Annotated in this window: 14 protein-coding genes; 2 read left to right on the top strand and 12 right to left on the bottom strand. The window is 59.6% G+C overall.

Features of this window, described 5'->3' with window-relative positions; translation table 11 throughout:
* The first annotated feature begins 135 nt into the window (after positions 1-135).
* A complete protein-coding gene (gene ushA / locus QFI97_RS21845; protein ID WP_346431977.1) occupies positions 136-1,788 on the top strand; it encodes a bifunctional UDP-sugar hydrolase/5'-nucleotidase UshA in 1,653 nt (550 codons plus the stop codon).
* 65 nt (positions 1,789-1,853) lie between these two features.
* On the opposite strand, the gene ybaK is transcribed toward ushA, so the two are convergent.
* The 10 genes from ybaK to QFI97_RS21795 all read right to left on the bottom strand — a co-directional run bounded on the left by ybaK (position 1,854) and on the right by QFI97_RS21795 (position 13,369).
* A complete protein-coding gene (ybaK, locus tag QFI97_RS21840) occupies positions 1,854-2,333 on the bottom strand; it encodes a Cys-tRNA(Pro)/Cys-tRNA(Cys) deacylase YbaK (RefSeq protein ID WP_095094513.1) in 480 nt (159 codons plus the stop codon).
* A 201-nt stretch (positions 2,334-2,534) separates the two neighbouring features.
* The gene (locus QFI97_RS21835) at positions 2,535-3,329 is read right to left on the bottom strand and encodes a TraB/GumN family protein (protein WP_095094515.1); all 795 of its coding nucleotides are present in this window, start codon (positions 3,327-3,329) and stop codon (positions 2,535-2,537) included.
* A gap of 142 nt (positions 3,330-3,471) precedes the next feature.
* Entirely contained in the window at positions 3,472-5,973 is a 2,502-nt protein-coding gene (gene copA, locus QFI97_RS21830) for a copper-exporting P-type ATPase CopA (RefSeq protein ID WP_346431976.1), read from the bottom strand.
* 138 nt (positions 5,974-6,111) lie between these two features.
* Complete coding sequence (locus tag QFI97_RS21825; protein ID WP_095094520.1) at positions 6,112-6,882, bottom strand: heme ABC transporter ATP-binding protein; 771 nt, start codon at positions 6,880-6,882, stop codon at positions 6,112-6,114.
* Positions 6,879-7,871 (bottom strand): FecCD family ABC transporter permease, encoded by a 993-nt coding sequence (locus tag QFI97_RS21820; protein ID WP_331834185.1) that lies wholly within the window; start codon positions 7,869-7,871, stop codon positions 6,879-6,881. The genes QFI97_RS21825 and QFI97_RS21820 overlap by 4 nt, the downstream gene beginning before the upstream one ends.
* Before the next feature lie 50 nt (positions 7,872-7,921).
* Complete coding sequence (chuY, locus tag QFI97_RS21815) at positions 7,922-8,545, bottom strand: anaerobilin reductase (protein ID WP_095094522.1); 624 nt, start codon at positions 8,543-8,545, stop codon at positions 7,922-7,924.
* Entirely contained in the window at positions 8,545-9,039 is a 495-nt protein-coding gene (gene hutX / locus QFI97_RS21810) for a heme utilization cystosolic carrier protein HutX (RefSeq protein ID WP_095094524.1), read from the bottom strand. The genes chuY and hutX overlap by 1 nt, the downstream gene beginning before the upstream one ends.
* Positions 9,040-9,051: 12 nt before the next feature.
* On the bottom strand, positions 9,052-10,389 hold the full coding sequence (gene hutW / locus QFI97_RS21805) for a heme anaerobic degradation radical SAM methyltransferase ChuW/HutW (RefSeq protein WP_095094526.1): 1,338 nt from the start codon (positions 10,387-10,389) through the stop codon (positions 9,052-9,054).
* Between the two features lie 20 nt (positions 10,390-10,409).
* Positions 10,410-11,234 (bottom strand): heme/hemin ABC transporter substrate-binding protein, encoded by an 825-nt coding sequence (locus QFI97_RS21800; protein WP_331834205.1) that lies wholly within the window; start codon positions 11,232-11,234, stop codon positions 10,410-10,412.
* A 2-nt stretch (positions 11,235-11,236) separates the two neighbouring features.
* Positions 11,237-13,369 (bottom strand): TonB-dependent receptor plug domain-containing protein, encoded by a 2,133-nt coding sequence (locus tag QFI97_RS21795; RefSeq protein ID WP_346431975.1) that lies wholly within the window; start codon positions 13,367-13,369, stop codon positions 11,237-11,239.
* Between the two features lie 286 nt (positions 13,370-13,655).
* Between QFI97_RS21795 and cueR the strand changes: the two genes are divergently transcribed.
* On the top strand, positions 13,656-14,066 hold the full coding sequence (gene cueR, locus QFI97_RS21790) for a Cu(I)-responsive transcriptional regulator (RefSeq protein ID WP_095094530.1): 411 nt from the start codon (positions 13,656-13,658) through the stop codon (positions 14,064-14,066).
* Here the strand turns inward: cueR and QFI97_RS21785 are convergent.
* Positions 14,063-14,527 carry an NfeD family protein gene (locus QFI97_RS21785; protein WP_331834189.1) on the bottom strand — a complete coding sequence of 155 codons (465 nt, stop codon included), beginning with the start codon at positions 14,525-14,527 and terminating at the stop codon, positions 14,063-14,065. The genes cueR and QFI97_RS21785 overlap by 4 nt on opposite strands.
* Positions 14,524-15,441 carry an SPFH domain-containing protein gene (locus tag QFI97_RS21780; protein WP_045854276.1) on the bottom strand — a complete coding sequence of 306 codons (918 nt, stop codon included), beginning with the start codon at positions 15,439-15,441 and terminating at the stop codon, positions 14,524-14,526. Before QFI97_RS21780 ends, QFI97_RS21785 begins: the two co-directional genes overlap by 4 nt.
* Between the last annotated feature and the right edge of the window lie 134 nt (positions 15,442-15,575).

Genomic DNA, 15,575 nt, shown 5'->3' with positions numbered 1-15,575 from the left:
ATGCAGGTGGAATTATTATCTGACTAACATACCTGCGCCTAAGGTTTGAAGGAAGTCGCAATTCTGAAAACATATTTGTCTAATCGCGTAACTCGCTATACTTTCGGCACTTGTTATTAAATCAGGGAGAGAAGCATGCAATTTGTGAAACGCGGGGTGGCGCTGGCGCTATTCGCGGCGCTATCGCTGGGAAGTCTGTCAGCGCAGGCCTATGAGCAGGATAAAACCTACAAAATCACCATCCTGCATACCAACGATCATCACGGGCATTTCTGGCGTAGCGATTACGGCGAATATGGTCTCTCGGCGCAAAAAACGCTGGTGGACGGTATTCGTAAAGAGGTTGCCGCCGAGGGCGGCAGCGTACTGCTGCTATCCGGCGGCGATATTAATACCGGGGTTCCGGAGTCTGACTTGCAGGATGCGGAACCCGATTTTCGCGGCATGAACCTGGTTGGCTACGACGCTATGGCGGTGGGCAATCATGAGTTTGATAATCCCCTCAGCGTGCTGCGCCAGCAGGAGAAGTGGGCTAAATTCCCGTTCCTTTCGGCCAATATTTACCAGAAAAGCACCGGTGAGCGCCTGTTTAAGCCCTGGGCCTTATTTAAGCGCGGCGGACTGAATATCGCGGTGATTGGCCTGACGACGGACGACACCGCCAAAATTGGTAACCCGGAGTACTTCACCGATATTGAATTCCGCAAGCCGGCGGAAGAAGCGAAGCTGGTTATTCAGGAGCTGCAGCAGAATGAAAAGCCGGACGTGATTCTGGCCACGACCCATATGGGCCATTATGACAACGGCGAGCACGGTTCGAATGCGCCGGGCGACGTGGAGATGGCGCGCAGCCTCCCTGCCGGAGCGCTGGCGATGATTGTCGGCGGTCATTCGCAGGACCCGGTATGCATGGCGGCGGAGAATAAAAAGCAGGTGGATTATGTTCCCGGTACGCCGTGCGCGCCGGACAAGCAAAACGGCATCTGGATCGTCCAGGCGCATGAATGGGGTAAATACGTGGGCCGTGCGGATTTTGAATTCCGCAACGGCGAAATGAAGCTGGTGCACTATCAGCTGATCCCGGTCAACCTGAAGAAAAAAGTGACCTACGACAACGGCCAGAGCGAACGCGTGCTCTATACGCCGCAGATCCCGGAAAACGCGCAGATGCTATCGCTGCTGACGCCGTTCCAGAATAAGGGCAAAGCGCAGCTGCAGGTGAAAATCGGCAGCGTCAACGGTCATCTTGAGGGCGATCGCAGCAAGGTGCGCTTCGTGCAGACCAACATGGGGCAGCTTCTGCTGGCGGCGCAGATGGCGCGCAGCGGCGCCGACTTTGCGGTGATGAGCGGCGGCGGTATTCGCGACTCCATCGAAGCCGGAGATATTACCTATAAAGACGTGATGAAGGTGCAGCCGTTCGGCAACGTGCTGGTGTACGTCGATATGAACGGCCAGGAGGTGACGGAATATCTCACCGCCGTGGCGCAGATGAAACCGGATTCCGGGGCCTATCCGCAGTTCGCCAACGTCAGCTTTGTGGCGAAAGACGGCAAGCTGAATGATTTGAAAATCAAAGGCCAGCCGGTCGATCCGACGAAAACCTACCGCATGGCGACCCTGAGCTTTAACGGCACCGGCGGCGACGGTTATCCGCATATCGACGCTAAGCCAGGCTACGTCAATACCGGCTTCATCGACGCCGAAGTGCTGAAGGAGTATATCCAGAAGAACTCCCCGCTGGACGCGGCGGCGTTTGAACCGAAAGGCGAGGTGAGCTGGCAGTAACGGAGCTGCGCCGCTCGCCAGGTTGTGGTTTTGGCCCGGCCAGCGGCGCGAGGCGGCTGGAGAGATTAATCGCGGCGGGCGATATCGGCGAACTTCGCATCCAGGATTTTCGCCAGATCGCTGGCCGCCAGCTCGATATCCAGCCCGCGCTTGCCGCCTGAGATATACATGGTGGCAAACTCCTGTGCCGGGGCGTCAATCACCGTCGGCAGGCGTTTTTTCTGTCCAAGCGGGCTGATGCCGCCGACCAGATAGCCGGTTACCCGCTGCGCCACCATCGGGTCGGCCATATCCACTTTCTTCGCGCCCAGCGCTTTGGCCACTTTTTTCAAATCCAGCTGACCGGCAACCGGGGTGACCGCCACGGCCAGATGCTTCATATCCCCGTTGAGCGCCACCAGCAGCGTTTTATAAACCCGATCGGCGTTCAGGCCGAGTTTGCGCACCACTTCGTCGCCGAAATTGGTTTCGCCAGGATCGTGATCGTAGCTGTGGATCGTAAAAGCAATTTTGTTTTTTTCGAGTAACTTAACGGCGGGAGTCATCGTTATCCTTCTTACCAACCGATCTAATGTACGTTAAGCATACGCCTGATGATTGTGTAAAAAATAGTACCATCTTGCGCAATAGTATTGGCAGTGATGGTCACTTTGAGCGACAATCGAACGATCCGAGGTGCGAATCTCGGGATAATAATAATGATGAAATTCCTCTTTGACGGGCCAATAGAAATATTGGCCATTTTTTTACGTCAGCATATCAGGCAGGTTCCCTTCACCGTATAAATGCAGCGCGCCCACGGCGACAACATAGCGCCCCGGAGGCAGAGCCAGCAGTACCTCGCGCCAGGCGAGGTTGCGTTGATGCATCAAAACATCGTACAGCGACTGGCTAAAGGTCGTGGGTAGGGAGGTGGCCCCTTTTGCCGGCGGCTGCTCCAGCCACCAGCCGATCATCACCTGCAGAAGACGGGCGTTGGTTCGCCAGTGGGTCAGCGTGTCTTCCAGCAGCGCCAGCCCGCCATCGGGCAAATCGCGCAGCAGCGCTATCTGGCTATCGGTTCCCTCCAGCTCCATCACCCGCACGCGGCTTTCGCGTGCCGCCATCAGCAGCTGATAATCTATCCCGTAATCCGGACGAAGCCCCAGCTTTTGCGCCTGAGTAGCCTGCAGCGCCATGGCAACCTGCCATAGCGGCTGGCTGTCGAAAATGGCGGTTGCCAGCCCCAGCTCTGCGGCGCGGGCTTCCAGCTCAAGGATCTGTTCAGCGCTCAGGCGCTCGGCCAGCGGCGGATAAGAGGGGAGGTTGCTGAAGGGCGTCTCGTTACCGGTAATGTCGGCTTCGACAATCAGCGCATCGGCCTGGCGAATTTTTTTCAGCAGCCTGGCCGGCGGCGGCGACATATCCCGGGTGCCCATGTGAATGCTGCCGACGAGGTGCAGGTAGCGTCCGCCGGGAAGGGTAATATCCAGCGCCGGCCAGGAATAAGACGAGCCAAAGGCGGCTCGCCACAGCATTTTTATTCGGTTTAACAGGCCCATACGCGCTCCGCAATGTGAAGAACTCATGCTAGCGCGCGCGGCCGGGAGGCGCAAGCGTGGGCGGGGGATAAGCGTGCGGTAGCCCGGACAGGGCGTGATGCCGCTATCCGGGAAGGCTCCAGGTTCGGGTCCGCGTGAGAGTCTACTCTTTTGGTTTAAAACGCAGCAGCCGGTTGGCGTTGCTCACCACGGTTATCGAGGAGAGCGCCATCGCCGCCCCGGCAACCACCGGGTTGAGCAGCGTACCGGTGAGCGGCCAGAGGATCCCGGCGGCAATCGGAATGCCCAGCGAGTTATAGACAAAGGCGCCCAGCAGGTTCTGCTTCATATTACGCAGCGTGGCTTTTGCAATGGCCAGCGCGTCGGCGACGCCGTTCAGGCTATGGCGCATCAGGGTAATCGCCGCCGTTTCAATGGCTACGTCGCTGCCGCCGCCCATCGCAATGCCGACATCGGCCTGCGCCAGCGCCGGGGCGTCGTTAATGCCATCGCCGACCATCGCGACCTGATGCCCCTGGCTTTGCAGGCGCTTGATGGCATCGGCTTTACCGTCCGGCAGGACGCCGGCAATCACCTCGTCGATACCCGCTTCTTTGGCGATAGCGTTGGCCGTAACCGGGTTATCCCCGGTGAGCATCACCAGACGGTAGCCCTGGCGATGCAGGCGGGCCAGCGCCGCCACGCTGTCGCTGCGCAGCGGATCGCGAATGGCGATCAGCGCGGCAACCTCGCCGTCTACCGCCAGCAGCACCGGCGTGGCGCCCTGCGAGGCCTGAGCGTTGAGGTCACTTTCCGCCGCGTCGGTGGCAATATTCTGCTCGTTGAGCAGCGCCTGATTACCGAGCAGGAGACGATGGCCGTCGGCTTCACCGCTCACGCCCAGCCCGCGAAGGGTACGGAAGTTTCCACCCTCCGGCAGCGCGCTATCCGCCGCTTTGTCGAGGATCGCCCGCGCCAGAGGGTGGCTGGAGCCCTGTTCCAGCGCGGCGGCCAGGCGTAAAGCGGTCGCCTCATCGATAGCTGTAAAGGTTTTCACCGCCACAACCTGTGGTTTCCCTTCGGTCAGGGTACCGGTTTTATCGAATACGACGGTATCCAGCTGGCTGGCGCGCTGCAGCGCATCGGCGTCGCGAACCAGCACGCCGTACTCCGCCGCCCGGCCGACGCCGGAAATAATCGACATCGGCGTTGCCAGGCCCAGCGCACATGGGCAGGCGATAATCAGCACCGTGGTGGCGATGATCAGGGTATAGACGATTTGCGGCGCCGGGCCGAAGAAGTACCAGATTGCCGCGCTGAACAGCGCAATGACCACGACCGTCGGGACGAAGACGGCGGAAATTTTATCCGCCAGCTGGCCGATTTCTGGTTTACTGCTCTGCGCCTGGCGCACCATGCGGATAATTCGCGCCAGCGTCGTCTGACTCCCCACGGCGCTGGCGGTAAACAGGACGCTGCCATCCTGCACCACCGTACCGGCATGCAGGGGATCTCCGCCGCTTTTCTGCTGCGGGATCGGTTCGCCGGTCAGCATGGCTTCATCAAGCCAGGCCTCGCCCTGGGTGATGGTGCCGTCAACCGGCACCCGGTCGCCGGTGGTCAGACGCAGGGTCATGCCAGGCAGAACTTGCGCCAGCGGTACGCTTTTTTCACCCTCAGGAGTGACCACGCGTGCCGACGGCGGCGTCAAATCGAGCAGTTTTTCCAGCGCCCGCGAAGATCGCTGCCGGGCGCGGGCTTCCAGCATATGGCCGAGGTTAATCAGACCGATAATCATGGCGCTGGCTTCATAATAGAGATGGCGAGCTTCCATCGGGAACCACTGCGGCCACAGGTTGACGCTCATTGAGTAGAGCCAGGCAACCCCGGTGCCCAGCGCCACCAGCGTATCCATAGTGGCGGTGCCGTTTCTCAGGCTTTTCCAGGCGCTGCGATAGAAGTGGCCGCCGGCAAAGACCATCACCGCCAGGGTGACAAGCCCGATAGCCAGCCACAGCGAGCGGTTGTCGTCGGTGACCATCATGTTGTCACCAAACATTCCCCACACCATCACCGGAACGCCCACCAGCAGGGCAACGATCGCCTGCCAGCGGAAGCGTTTCATGGTGGCGATGGCGGTTTCCTGCTGGCGCTCGCGGCGCTTCAGATCGTCTTCGATAGCTTCTGCGCCGTAGCCCGCTTTTTCCACCGCCTGCACTAATTCTGCGGCGGACGCGCTGCCCATGACCAGCGCAGTGCGTTCCGCCAGATTCACCCGCGCCTGCGCGACGCCCGGTACCGCGGCAAGCGCCTTCTGTACCCGGGAAACGCAGCTGGCACAGCTCATGCCGTTGATCAGTAGCTGTTGACTGTCATCGGTGTCATGGGCTGCCGGAAGCTCAGGAGGGGCCGCTGTCAGTGCTTCCGACGGGAGTATTGATTCCGCCAGCGGTTTAGCCTTTGGGTGGCTAAGCTCCGCACCGTATCCGGCTTTCTGAATCGTATCGATTAGCGCTTCGGCGCTGGCGCTACCGGTGACATGCGCTTCGGTAGTGGTGACGTCCGCCAGTTCAACGTCAGGACGCTGCTCCAGGCTCTCTTTTACGCGTTTGACGCAGTGGCCGCAGGTGAGGCCATCGAGCGTCAGGTCGATGGTTTGTGACATAACAAACTCCTTTATTACGTGGATGAGCTGACTGTGATAAAGGTTAAACCTTCCAGCAAGGGGAAGGTCAAGGCGGTTTTCGTCAATGCGGCAAAAAGACGCCGGCTACGGGGACGCTTCGACCGGGGAACCCTGAGCTTAATAATCAAGAACGATCAGCGGCGTTTGATTTTCAGACTCTTTAATGACCGTAATGTCGGCCTGATAGAGCGTCTTTAGCGCCCGCTGCTGCAGAACATCCTGCGGACTGCCGCTATCGACGACGCGCCCTTTATCCATCAGCACCACGCGATCGGCATAGCGCGCGGCAAGATTAAGGTCGTGCAGGACGCAGCAGACGTTGAACTGCCGCTCGCGCACCAGCCGGCGCAGCAGGCGAAAAAGATGCTGCTGGTGGTGAATATCGAGGGCGGAAGTGGGCTCATCCAGAAACAGCCATTTGGGGGAGGGGATGGGCTCCCAGAGCTGCACCAGCAGGCGCGCCAGCTGTACCCGCTGCTGTTCGCCGCCGGAGAGCTGCCGGTAGTCGCGGGCGGCCAGCTCGCGGCAGTCGCACAGCGCCATGATGCGATCCGTTTCATCACGCGAGCTGCATGTCCGCCAGGGATGTCTTCCCATGCGGATCACTTCCTGTACGCTGAACGGAAACGCCATATGGCCGTTCTGCCGCATCACGGCGCGGGTTTTCGCCAGCTCGGCTATCGACCACTCCTCCAGCGGCGTACCCAGCAGGGAACATCGCCCGCCGTGCGGCCGCAGATAGCCCGTGAGCTGGCGCAGCAGCGTGGATTTCCCGGCGCCGTTCGGACCCAGAATGGCGACGATCTCCCCGCCGGGCAGAGCCAGGGAGACATTATCGGTCAGGCGACGTCCCTGCAGGGTATAAACCAGATTTTCGGCCAGAATCATGCTGACCTCCGGCTGCGCAGGATCAGCCACAGAAAATAGGGGCCGCCGATCAGGCTGGTCAGCAGGCCGACGGGCATTTCCGCCGGCTGCACCAGCGTGCGGGCCAGGGTATCGGCCACCAGCAGCAGGCAGGCTCCGGCCAGCGTCGAGCAGGGGATAAGCCAGCGATGATCGGCCCCGGTGGTCATGCGGATCAGGTGCGGGATCACCAGGCCAATAAAGCCGATAACGCCGCTCACCGAAACGGCCGCGCCGACCAGCAGCGAGCTGAGCAACAGCAGCTGCTGACGTTTATGCTTAACGTTAACGCCGAGATAGTGCGCCTCTTCATCTCCCAGCTGCAGCAGGTTGAGCGTCCCGGCAAGAAACAGCGTGGCGACAATCGCCGGCAGGACAAACGAGCTGGCGACCAGCAGCGTAGGCCACTGCGCCTGGCCAAGATTGCCCATCATCCACAGCGTGAGCTGGCGCAGCTGCTGCTCGTCGCCGACGTAGCTCAGCACGCCGATCGCCGCTCCGCACAGCGCGTTGATGGCGATTCCGGCTAACAGGAGCTGCATCATGCCGCCGTGAGCGTGGCGCCGGCTGATGAGAAAAATCACCGCGCAGACCGCCATACTGCCCGCGACGGCAAAAATCATCTGCTCGTACAGCGCCAGTACCACCGGAAATGAGAAGGGCAGAACAATCGCCACCCCCACCATCAGCGCGGAGCCGCTGCTGACGCCAAGCAGGCCGGGGTCGGCCATCGGGTTACGAAACAGGCCCTGCATAATGACCCCCGCCGTCGCCAGCGCCGAGCCCACCAGTACCGCCAGCAGAACGCGGGGCAGGCGAATGTTCAGCCAGATATCACGGTATTCCTCGTCAAACAGCGCGCTGAAGCTGATGTTCAGCGCACCCTGGCTGGCGCCAACCAGCACCAGCGCGGCCAGCAGCAGTGAAAGGCCCGTCAGTACGCTGACGGAAGAGAGTGAATCCTTGAGCACGCAAAACTCCATAACGTCTTTGCGGCGCGGATATGCCGCGCCGCAGGGGATTACGCCGGCTTCAGATCCGGCTCAATCAGGCTGTAGACCTGATTGTTGAGCGCCGGCGCAGCGGCCAGATCGTGAATGTGCGCGGCGACGTCCGCACGCCTCACGAAACCGTGGCACTCCTGATTCTGCAACCGTTGCGCTTTACCGGTGGCCTCACCGTTGAGCAGGCCGCCGGGGCGCAGGATGGCATAATCGAGGCCGCTGGTTTGCAGCCAGCTTTCCGCCAGCGTTTTTTCGCGCACGGCCTGACCAAACGCGGCTTTGGCTCGGGGGGATAAAAAGGGCCAGCTATCTCCGCAGCCCAGCGAGGTCACCAGAATCATCCGCCCGATGCCCGCTTTTTCTGCCGCATCAATAACGGTCCTGTGCGCCAGGTAGTCCTGGGCGCCGCCCATAGAGGAGACGATCAGCGCATCCGGACCGGCAGCATGACAGGCGTCAGCCACCGCGGCGGCATCGCAGGCGTCGCCGGCGAAAACCCGCACGCCTTTAGCCTCAAGGGCGGCTACGGATTGCGGGTTGCGCACCACCGCCAGCACCGGACGCTGCTCCGCCAGCGCCAGTTCAAGCACCTTTGCGCCCGTGCCGCTGCCGCCGGCGCCAAAGATTAACCACGGCGTCATCAGGCGGTTTCCTTGAGGGAAGCGGCCAGGGCCTGGAAGGCGCTAACCTGCTCAGCGAGCAGCTGGCGATGCTCATCGCGACCGAGGAAAATCTTAAACATCGCGCTACCTGCTTTGTTAAAGAAGAGAATCGACGCGGTGTCCATGCCCATAAATTTACGTTCAATCAGCGCGATATGGCTGCAGTTTTCCGCTTTGATATGGCCCGTCATGCCCTTTTTACCACGCAGATTGAAATAGCCGTGGCGATGGAATCCGGAAGGAAGCTCGCCGGTAAACTCGAGGATAACGTCGGCGGTATGGACCAGCGTCGTGACTTTGCCCCATTCGCTGACGGTTTCCCAGATGGCGTCAAACCTTTCACCCGACACGACCGTCGGCGAAGGGAGGTTTTGCACCACCTCCAGAAGGGAAGTTTGGTAGCGATCGGCGATCGCTTCCAGGGTGCCGTCCGGCTCGGTTAGCAAAAAATCCGCTAAAGAAACATGGCTCATAAATCACTCCTGTTAGGGTTGCTCTACCGCAATGTGCGGCGCGTTAAGTTGTTGAATCAGCTCATCAAGAGACTGCAAAATGTTGCTGGCCCAGAAGCGTCCTTCATTGGTCAGGCGCAGGCAGGTTGAGGCGTCGCGGGTGAGCCCCGCGCGATGCCACTGGGCGAGTAGAGGGGTCAGCTCCCCGGCGCGCGGGGTCAGTTCATCCAGCGGCACGCGCGCTGTTTCCACGCCCGCCTGCAGCGTATGCCGCCACTGAAAACCGCGCTCGGCGGCGCGCATCATCATCATCAGCGGCTTTTTACCGGCGGCGATCGATTCGTGCCAGGTCGTCAGGTTACGTTCCACCATCCACGAATAGCCGTTGACCGAGCCGCCCGCGCCGGAGCCCAGGGCCAGGCAGTCGGCCCCCTGTTTAATCAGCAGGTTGTAGAGGTTGCGTTCGCGGGTTGTGCGGGCCCAGTGGCTGTTGCTGATACAGCGCCAGCCCGCGTCGTCCATGAAGTCGCAGCCCTGAAGGTAGAGATCGCGTCGCTCTGCCGGAGTGGGGACGGCGGTGCGACCGTTTTCCACGGCTTTACCCAGCGGCGTGTTGGGGAGCAGATTAAGCGCGTAGAGATCGACGCCGTCGAGCCCGATATCGCGGGCGATTTTGAGATCTTCCTCCCACAGCTTTGCGTCCTGGCCGGGGAGGCCGAACAGCAGATCGCACACCACGGCCGCGCGATCCCGCCGCACCAGCCCCTGCATAAAGGCGGCGGCGGTGGGGCCGTCAGAGGTGCGGGCCATTTTCTTGCGCACCTTGCTGTTGAAGGACTGAATGCCGATGGAGAAGCGATTGGCTCCGGCATCCAGGCAGGCGTCGATGCGGTTGTCATCAAAGTTAAGCACCCGTCCTTCGATGGTGATTTCACAGTCCGGCGCGAGGGGGAGCTTTTCCCGCAGGGTGGTGATAATTCTCGCCAGATCCTGCGCCGCCAGCGCGGAAGGCGTACCGCCGCCAAAGTAAACCGCGTGGATCGGCGCCGACTGGTGCAGGACGCTATCGGCCTCCATCTCGATTTCGCGCAGCAGCGCGTCGGTATAGCGGGCGCAGTGGTCATCTTCGTAACGGTTCTGATAAAAACCGCAAAAAGTACAGTGGGTTGCGCAAAAGGGAATATGCAGGTACAGCAGTCTTTTACGCGGCGGCGCGCTGCGGCTGATGACCTCCTGCCAGGTTTGCTCCAGCTGCTCTTTTGCCACCGGGATCGCGCCGCGCCACGGCATGGTGGCCCGACGATCTTTAAATGGCTGGTTTCCCTCCAGCGCGAAATGCGCAGAGAGATCCAGGGCGTTGTTAGTCTTCATAGCGTCAACATCAAATCCAGTTATTGGGGCCAAAACTGCTGGTGCAGGGACTCAACCGCGTCGGCAACCCGGGGGCCCATACCGAGGATCAGCGCCTGATCGACGGTAACAATGCGCTGATTTTTCCATGCGGCGGTGTGGGTTATGCCGGCGACGGCGCGCAGCCGGTTAATATCGCCGTCCACCATTTGCGAGGTCACGACAATAACCTCCGGGTTTGCCGCAATCAGCGATTCCGCGCTGTAGCTTTTATATTGCTCGTGCGAAGCCACATTCCGTGCGCCCGCGAGGGTCAGAATGGCGTCGGCAACGCTGCCCTTACCGGCCACCTGCGGCGCGCTGCTGCCCGCGGAGAGAATAAACATCGCCCTGACCGGCGCCTTTTGCGCCGCAACGCTGTGCTGAACGCGCTCCAGACGCTGATGAATCTGGTTTACCAGCGCATCTCCTCGTTCGGGAACCCGCAGCGTCTTCGCCAGCTGGCGAATGTTGGCGTACATCTGTTCAACCGTGGCCGGCACGCGCGGCAGGGTGACAACGTTAACTTTTTGCGTCCGCAGCTGATCCAGAACGATCTGCGGCCCGGCATCCCGCCAGGTGATGAAAACGTCCGGCCTGAGGGATAAAATGCCTTCGCTGCTGAGCTGCTTCCAGTAGCCGATATGCGGCAGCCTGGCCGTTTCCGGCGGCCAGGAGGTGGTTTCATCGACGCCAACCACCTGATTTCCGGCTTCAAGCGCGTAGATCAGTTCGCTAAGCGAGCCTCCGGCAACGACGATACGTTCGCTGGCATAGGTTGCGCAGGCGGCACAAAGCGTCAGCAGGGCGAACAACAGTTTTTTCATCATCAGAAGTTCCACGCAAAACCGACCGCTGCGTTAAATCCGGCCGCCGGAATGGTTTCATGGGCGGTTTGATAGCGTTTGTTGGTCAGGTTGTTGAGCGCCAGGTTGACCTGATACTGCTCCTGCGGGCCAAACTCGGTATTGAACGCGAGGTTAAGCGTTGCCCAGCCCGGATAGCGAATCTCCCTGGTGCCGGTTTTATCGTTGGCGCTGGAGGCGGCGCGCACGAAGAGATCGGAGGTCACGTTGGCGCTATTCAGCAGCAGCGTGTGCTTAAGGCCAGCCCTTCCCGTCACGGTAGGTTCGCCGGTATCCCAGGTTTTAATGGCTTCGCCTTCATACTGCCGGCGGATAAGATTGCCGCTCAGATAGGGCGAAACGGCCCAGCCGTTGTACTCCGCCGTCAGCTCCATCCCCCAGGTTTTGGCGCGATCGATATTGTCGTAATAGAAGTACTCGCCGCGTGAAGAGGTGCTGTTGCCGTTGCAAATCGCCTGACCCGAACAGGCGAGGCTGGCGATATAGTCTTTGGCTTCGGAGTAGTAAATCGCGCCGTCAACCAGCCACATATTGCCTTTGTAACGGGCGCCCAGCTCATAGTTGTTGGAGTGTTCCGCCTTCAGGCCGGTGTTGCCATAGGTGATGCCGCCGCCGGCCGAGGTCTGCATAAACAGCTGGGTCAGCGTCGGGAAGACGTAGCCCTGGGCGTACGCCGCGCGCAGTTCAATATCTTTAAAGCCGGAATAGCGCAGGCTGGTCGAGGTGACCAGCTTATCGTCATGCGCTGATTTTCCGCCCATTGACTGGCTGACCGTGCCGCTCTGGCTGTCGTTGCGGTTAAGCTCAGAGGAGAGCCAGTACTGACGCGCGCCAACGGTCCAGGTCCAGTCATCGGCGAAGCGCCAGTCGTTTTGGGCAAACACCGAGGCGTTGCTTTGTTCCGCTTCAGTATGCGACAGCGTATGGGTCTGGATATCGAATGCGCCGGTCGCCGCCGTCTGGCGCGTGCTGCTGCTGGTATCCTGCTTCACTTTGTCATGCTGATACTGGGTGCCGATAACCAGCTCATTGTTCGCCGGCAGGGAGAAGTTGCCCTGCAGCGTTACGCCCTGGGTATATTGCTTATCGTTGGTATTGGTCTGGTTACTGACCGTCAGCGCCTGGATCGCCGGGCTGGGGATCGGCTGGGTGGTCTTAATCCGGTTTTCAAATTTACGCTCAATGGTCTGGCTGTAGGCGTCGAAGTGAATTTTTTTCAGGTAATCGCCGTCGGCGTCGTAATCATAGAACACGCCGACTTTTTCGCGTTCCAGCTTCGGAATACGAACGCTGAAGTCTTCATATTGGCCGTCCGGATCGTCAAACCAGGTTTGCGTGGAGGTTTTGTAGCGGTCGAGCGACAGGCCGAATTTATGGCGATCGAGATTGTAGCCAAGCCAGACGCCCTGGCTGTTGTTGCGGAAGTTGGTGTTCTGCAATCTGCCGTCCGGCGTATCGCGGTTGCCCTGGTCGGAGTAGCTGCCGTTGATCCGATAGTCGAACTGGCCGATGCTGCCCCAGGCCGCAGCGGACTCTTCCCAGCCCGCAGTCGCCGAGTTATAAACGGCCTTCACCGTCCCGGCGACGGGCTTATCCCCGCCTTTTTTAGTGATAAAGTTAACCACGCCCCCGATGGCCTGCGATCCGTACAGTACCGAGTAGGGGCCTTTTACCACCTCGATCCGCTCCAGCGCGGATTCATCGATCAGCAGCCCGACGCCGTAGTTCTGCCCGGCGCGCTGATAGCTGACTACCTGACCGTCAATCAAAATCAGCACGCGCGAGGAGGCCTCGCCGCGGATGCGGATTTGTTTACGTCCGGCCAGAGAGTTATCGGTCACTTCAACGCCGGGGATATCCCGCAGATCGTCGGCGATAGAGACGCTGGTTGAGTTATTTAGCGTATCCCGGTCGATAACCTGAACGGTCGCCGGGCTTTCCCAGAGGCTCGATTCGGTACGATTAGCCGTGACGATCAGCGTCTCTTCGTCGGCCGTTTTGGCTGTGCTGGCCGGGGTTGCCGCAGAAACGTTAGCGGCAACAAACAACGACAGGCTGGAGAGTAGCATGCTCCCCCGGTTTGTCCTTTTCACCATTAGAGTAACCTTTATTATAATGATAACTAATATCATTCGCATTTATATTTGTTTCTAAAGTGAACGTCCAGACGCTAAGGGGTAAATGGAATGCACCTTTGATGTGGGTCAATTTCGAACGGTGCGTAAATACTTTTTTGTGAGATTCATCACATTATGGGAAAGCACAGGCGCGGTTAACATGATAAAAAATATGGCTTATATTTTTCCTCTCCACATAGGGTTGGTTATTGCGCGAATGGTCCTACAATAGGAGCAGTGCGAGAGGCAGCGAGGTGCAGAGGCGATGAATATCAGCGATGTGGCAAAAAGGACCGGCTTAACCAGTAAAGCGATTCGCTTCTACGAAGAGAAGGGGTTGGTGACGCCGCCGCTGCGTAGTGAAAATGGCTACCGCAGCTACAGCCAGCGGCATCTGGACGAGCTGACCCTGCTGCGCCAGGCGCGCCAGGTCGGTTTTAATCTGGAGGAGTGCCGCGAACTGGTCGGTCTGTTTAACGACCCGTCGCGGCATAGCGCCGACGTAAAACGCAGAACGCTGGATAAAGTCGCTGATATTGAGCGCCATATCAGCGAGCTGCAGAGCATGCGTAGCCACCTGCTGGCGCTGGCGGAGTCCTGTCCCGGCGATGACGGCGCGGACTGCCCGATTATCGACAATCTCTCCGGCTGCTGCCATCGCAAGGCGCAGGTTTAGCGGTGGGGAGGGGCGAGCCTGATCCGCAGCGTGATGCCCTCAACGGCCAGCACCTCGACCTTACTGCCGGCGGTGAGGTCCTCGTCGGCGACTACCGGCCATGAGCTGTCGCCGACGCGCACGTGGCCGCGGCCGTTAACCAGCGCCGTCTCCAGCGAGAAGATACGGCCAACCAGCTGCTTCCCGCGCTGGTTAAGCTGGGCGTCGGCCGGCTTCTGCCGCTTCACCTGGCGGCGCAGCCAGCGCGACCATAGCCAGGCCGCCAGCAGGGTCAGCGCGGCAAACAGCGCGCCCTGCCACGCCCAGTCCAGCGGCAGCATCCAGGTCAGGGCGCCGGTGATCACCCCGGCAACGCCGCTCCACAGCAGATAACCGTTGCCGCCTAGCATCTCCGCCGCCAGCAGCAGCCCGCCGAGGCTGAGCCAGAAGAGGTGCGGATGAACCAGTATCATCGCAATCATAGTTTTTTCCGTTCGCCGGCGCCTTCTTTAAGCAGTTCGCTAATTCCGGCGATAGAGCCCATCAGGCTGGTCGCGTCGAGCGGCATCAGCACGACTTTGCTGTTATTTGATGCGCCAATCTGCTGCAGCGCGTCGGTATATTTCTGCGCAACGAAGTAGTTAATCGCCTGAATATCCCCGGAGGCAATAGCGGAAGAGACCATCTGGGTGGCGCGAGCCTCCGCTTCCGCCGAACGTTCACGCGCTTCCGCCTGCAGGAACGCCGACTGGCGCTCGCCTTCTGCTTTCAGAATTTGTGACTGCTTTTCGCCCTCGGCTTTCAGAATCTCCGCCTGACGTATCCCTTCGGCCTCCAGGATATAGGCACGCTTGGTTCGCTCGGCCTTCATCTGGGCGTTCATCGAGGCGATAAGCTCCGCCGGCGGGCGCACGTCGCGAATTTCCACGCGGGTGATTTTGATCCCCCACGGGTTGGTGGCCTCATCGACGATATGCAGCAAGCGGGTGTTGATGCTGTCGCGCTGGGAGAGCATTTCGTCGAGCTCCATCGAGCCGAGTACGGTACGGATGTTGGTCATCGTCAGGTTGATAATCGCCAGCTCCAGGTTGCTGACTTCATAGGCCGCTTTCGGCGCATCAATAACCTGAATAAAGCACACCGCATCAATGGTGACGTTGGCGTTATCGCGCGAAATAACCTCCTGCGAGGGAATATCCAGCACCTGCTCCATCATATTAATTTTTCGCCCGATGCGGTCCATGAACGGTACCACCAGGCTCAGCCCCGGCTGGAGAGTCATGGTATAGCGGCCAAAGCGTTCGACGGTCCACTGGTAGCCCTGCGGAACAATTTTCACTCCGGCAATAACGATAACCAGCGCGACGAAAATAAGAACGGGGATAAAAATTAGCATCAAAAAACCTCCTGTTTAATTGCCTGCCAGACGTCAGCAAAGTGACGCATGTTTAAACCGAGTATATCTTTCTCCTCATCCTGGCGAAAGAAAAGTGGAGTAAACTAGTCGGGTTTTGGGAAATATATGGAACG

The sequence above is a fragment of the Klebsiella scottii genome (assembly GCF_036561945.1).
Taxonomy (GTDB): Bacteria; Pseudomonadota; Gammaproteobacteria; order Enterobacterales; family Enterobacteriaceae; genus Klebsiella; species Klebsiella scottii.
The sequence above is the reverse complement of the archived record's forward strand: the minus strand, read 5'-3'. Positions and strand labels throughout refer to the sequence as shown.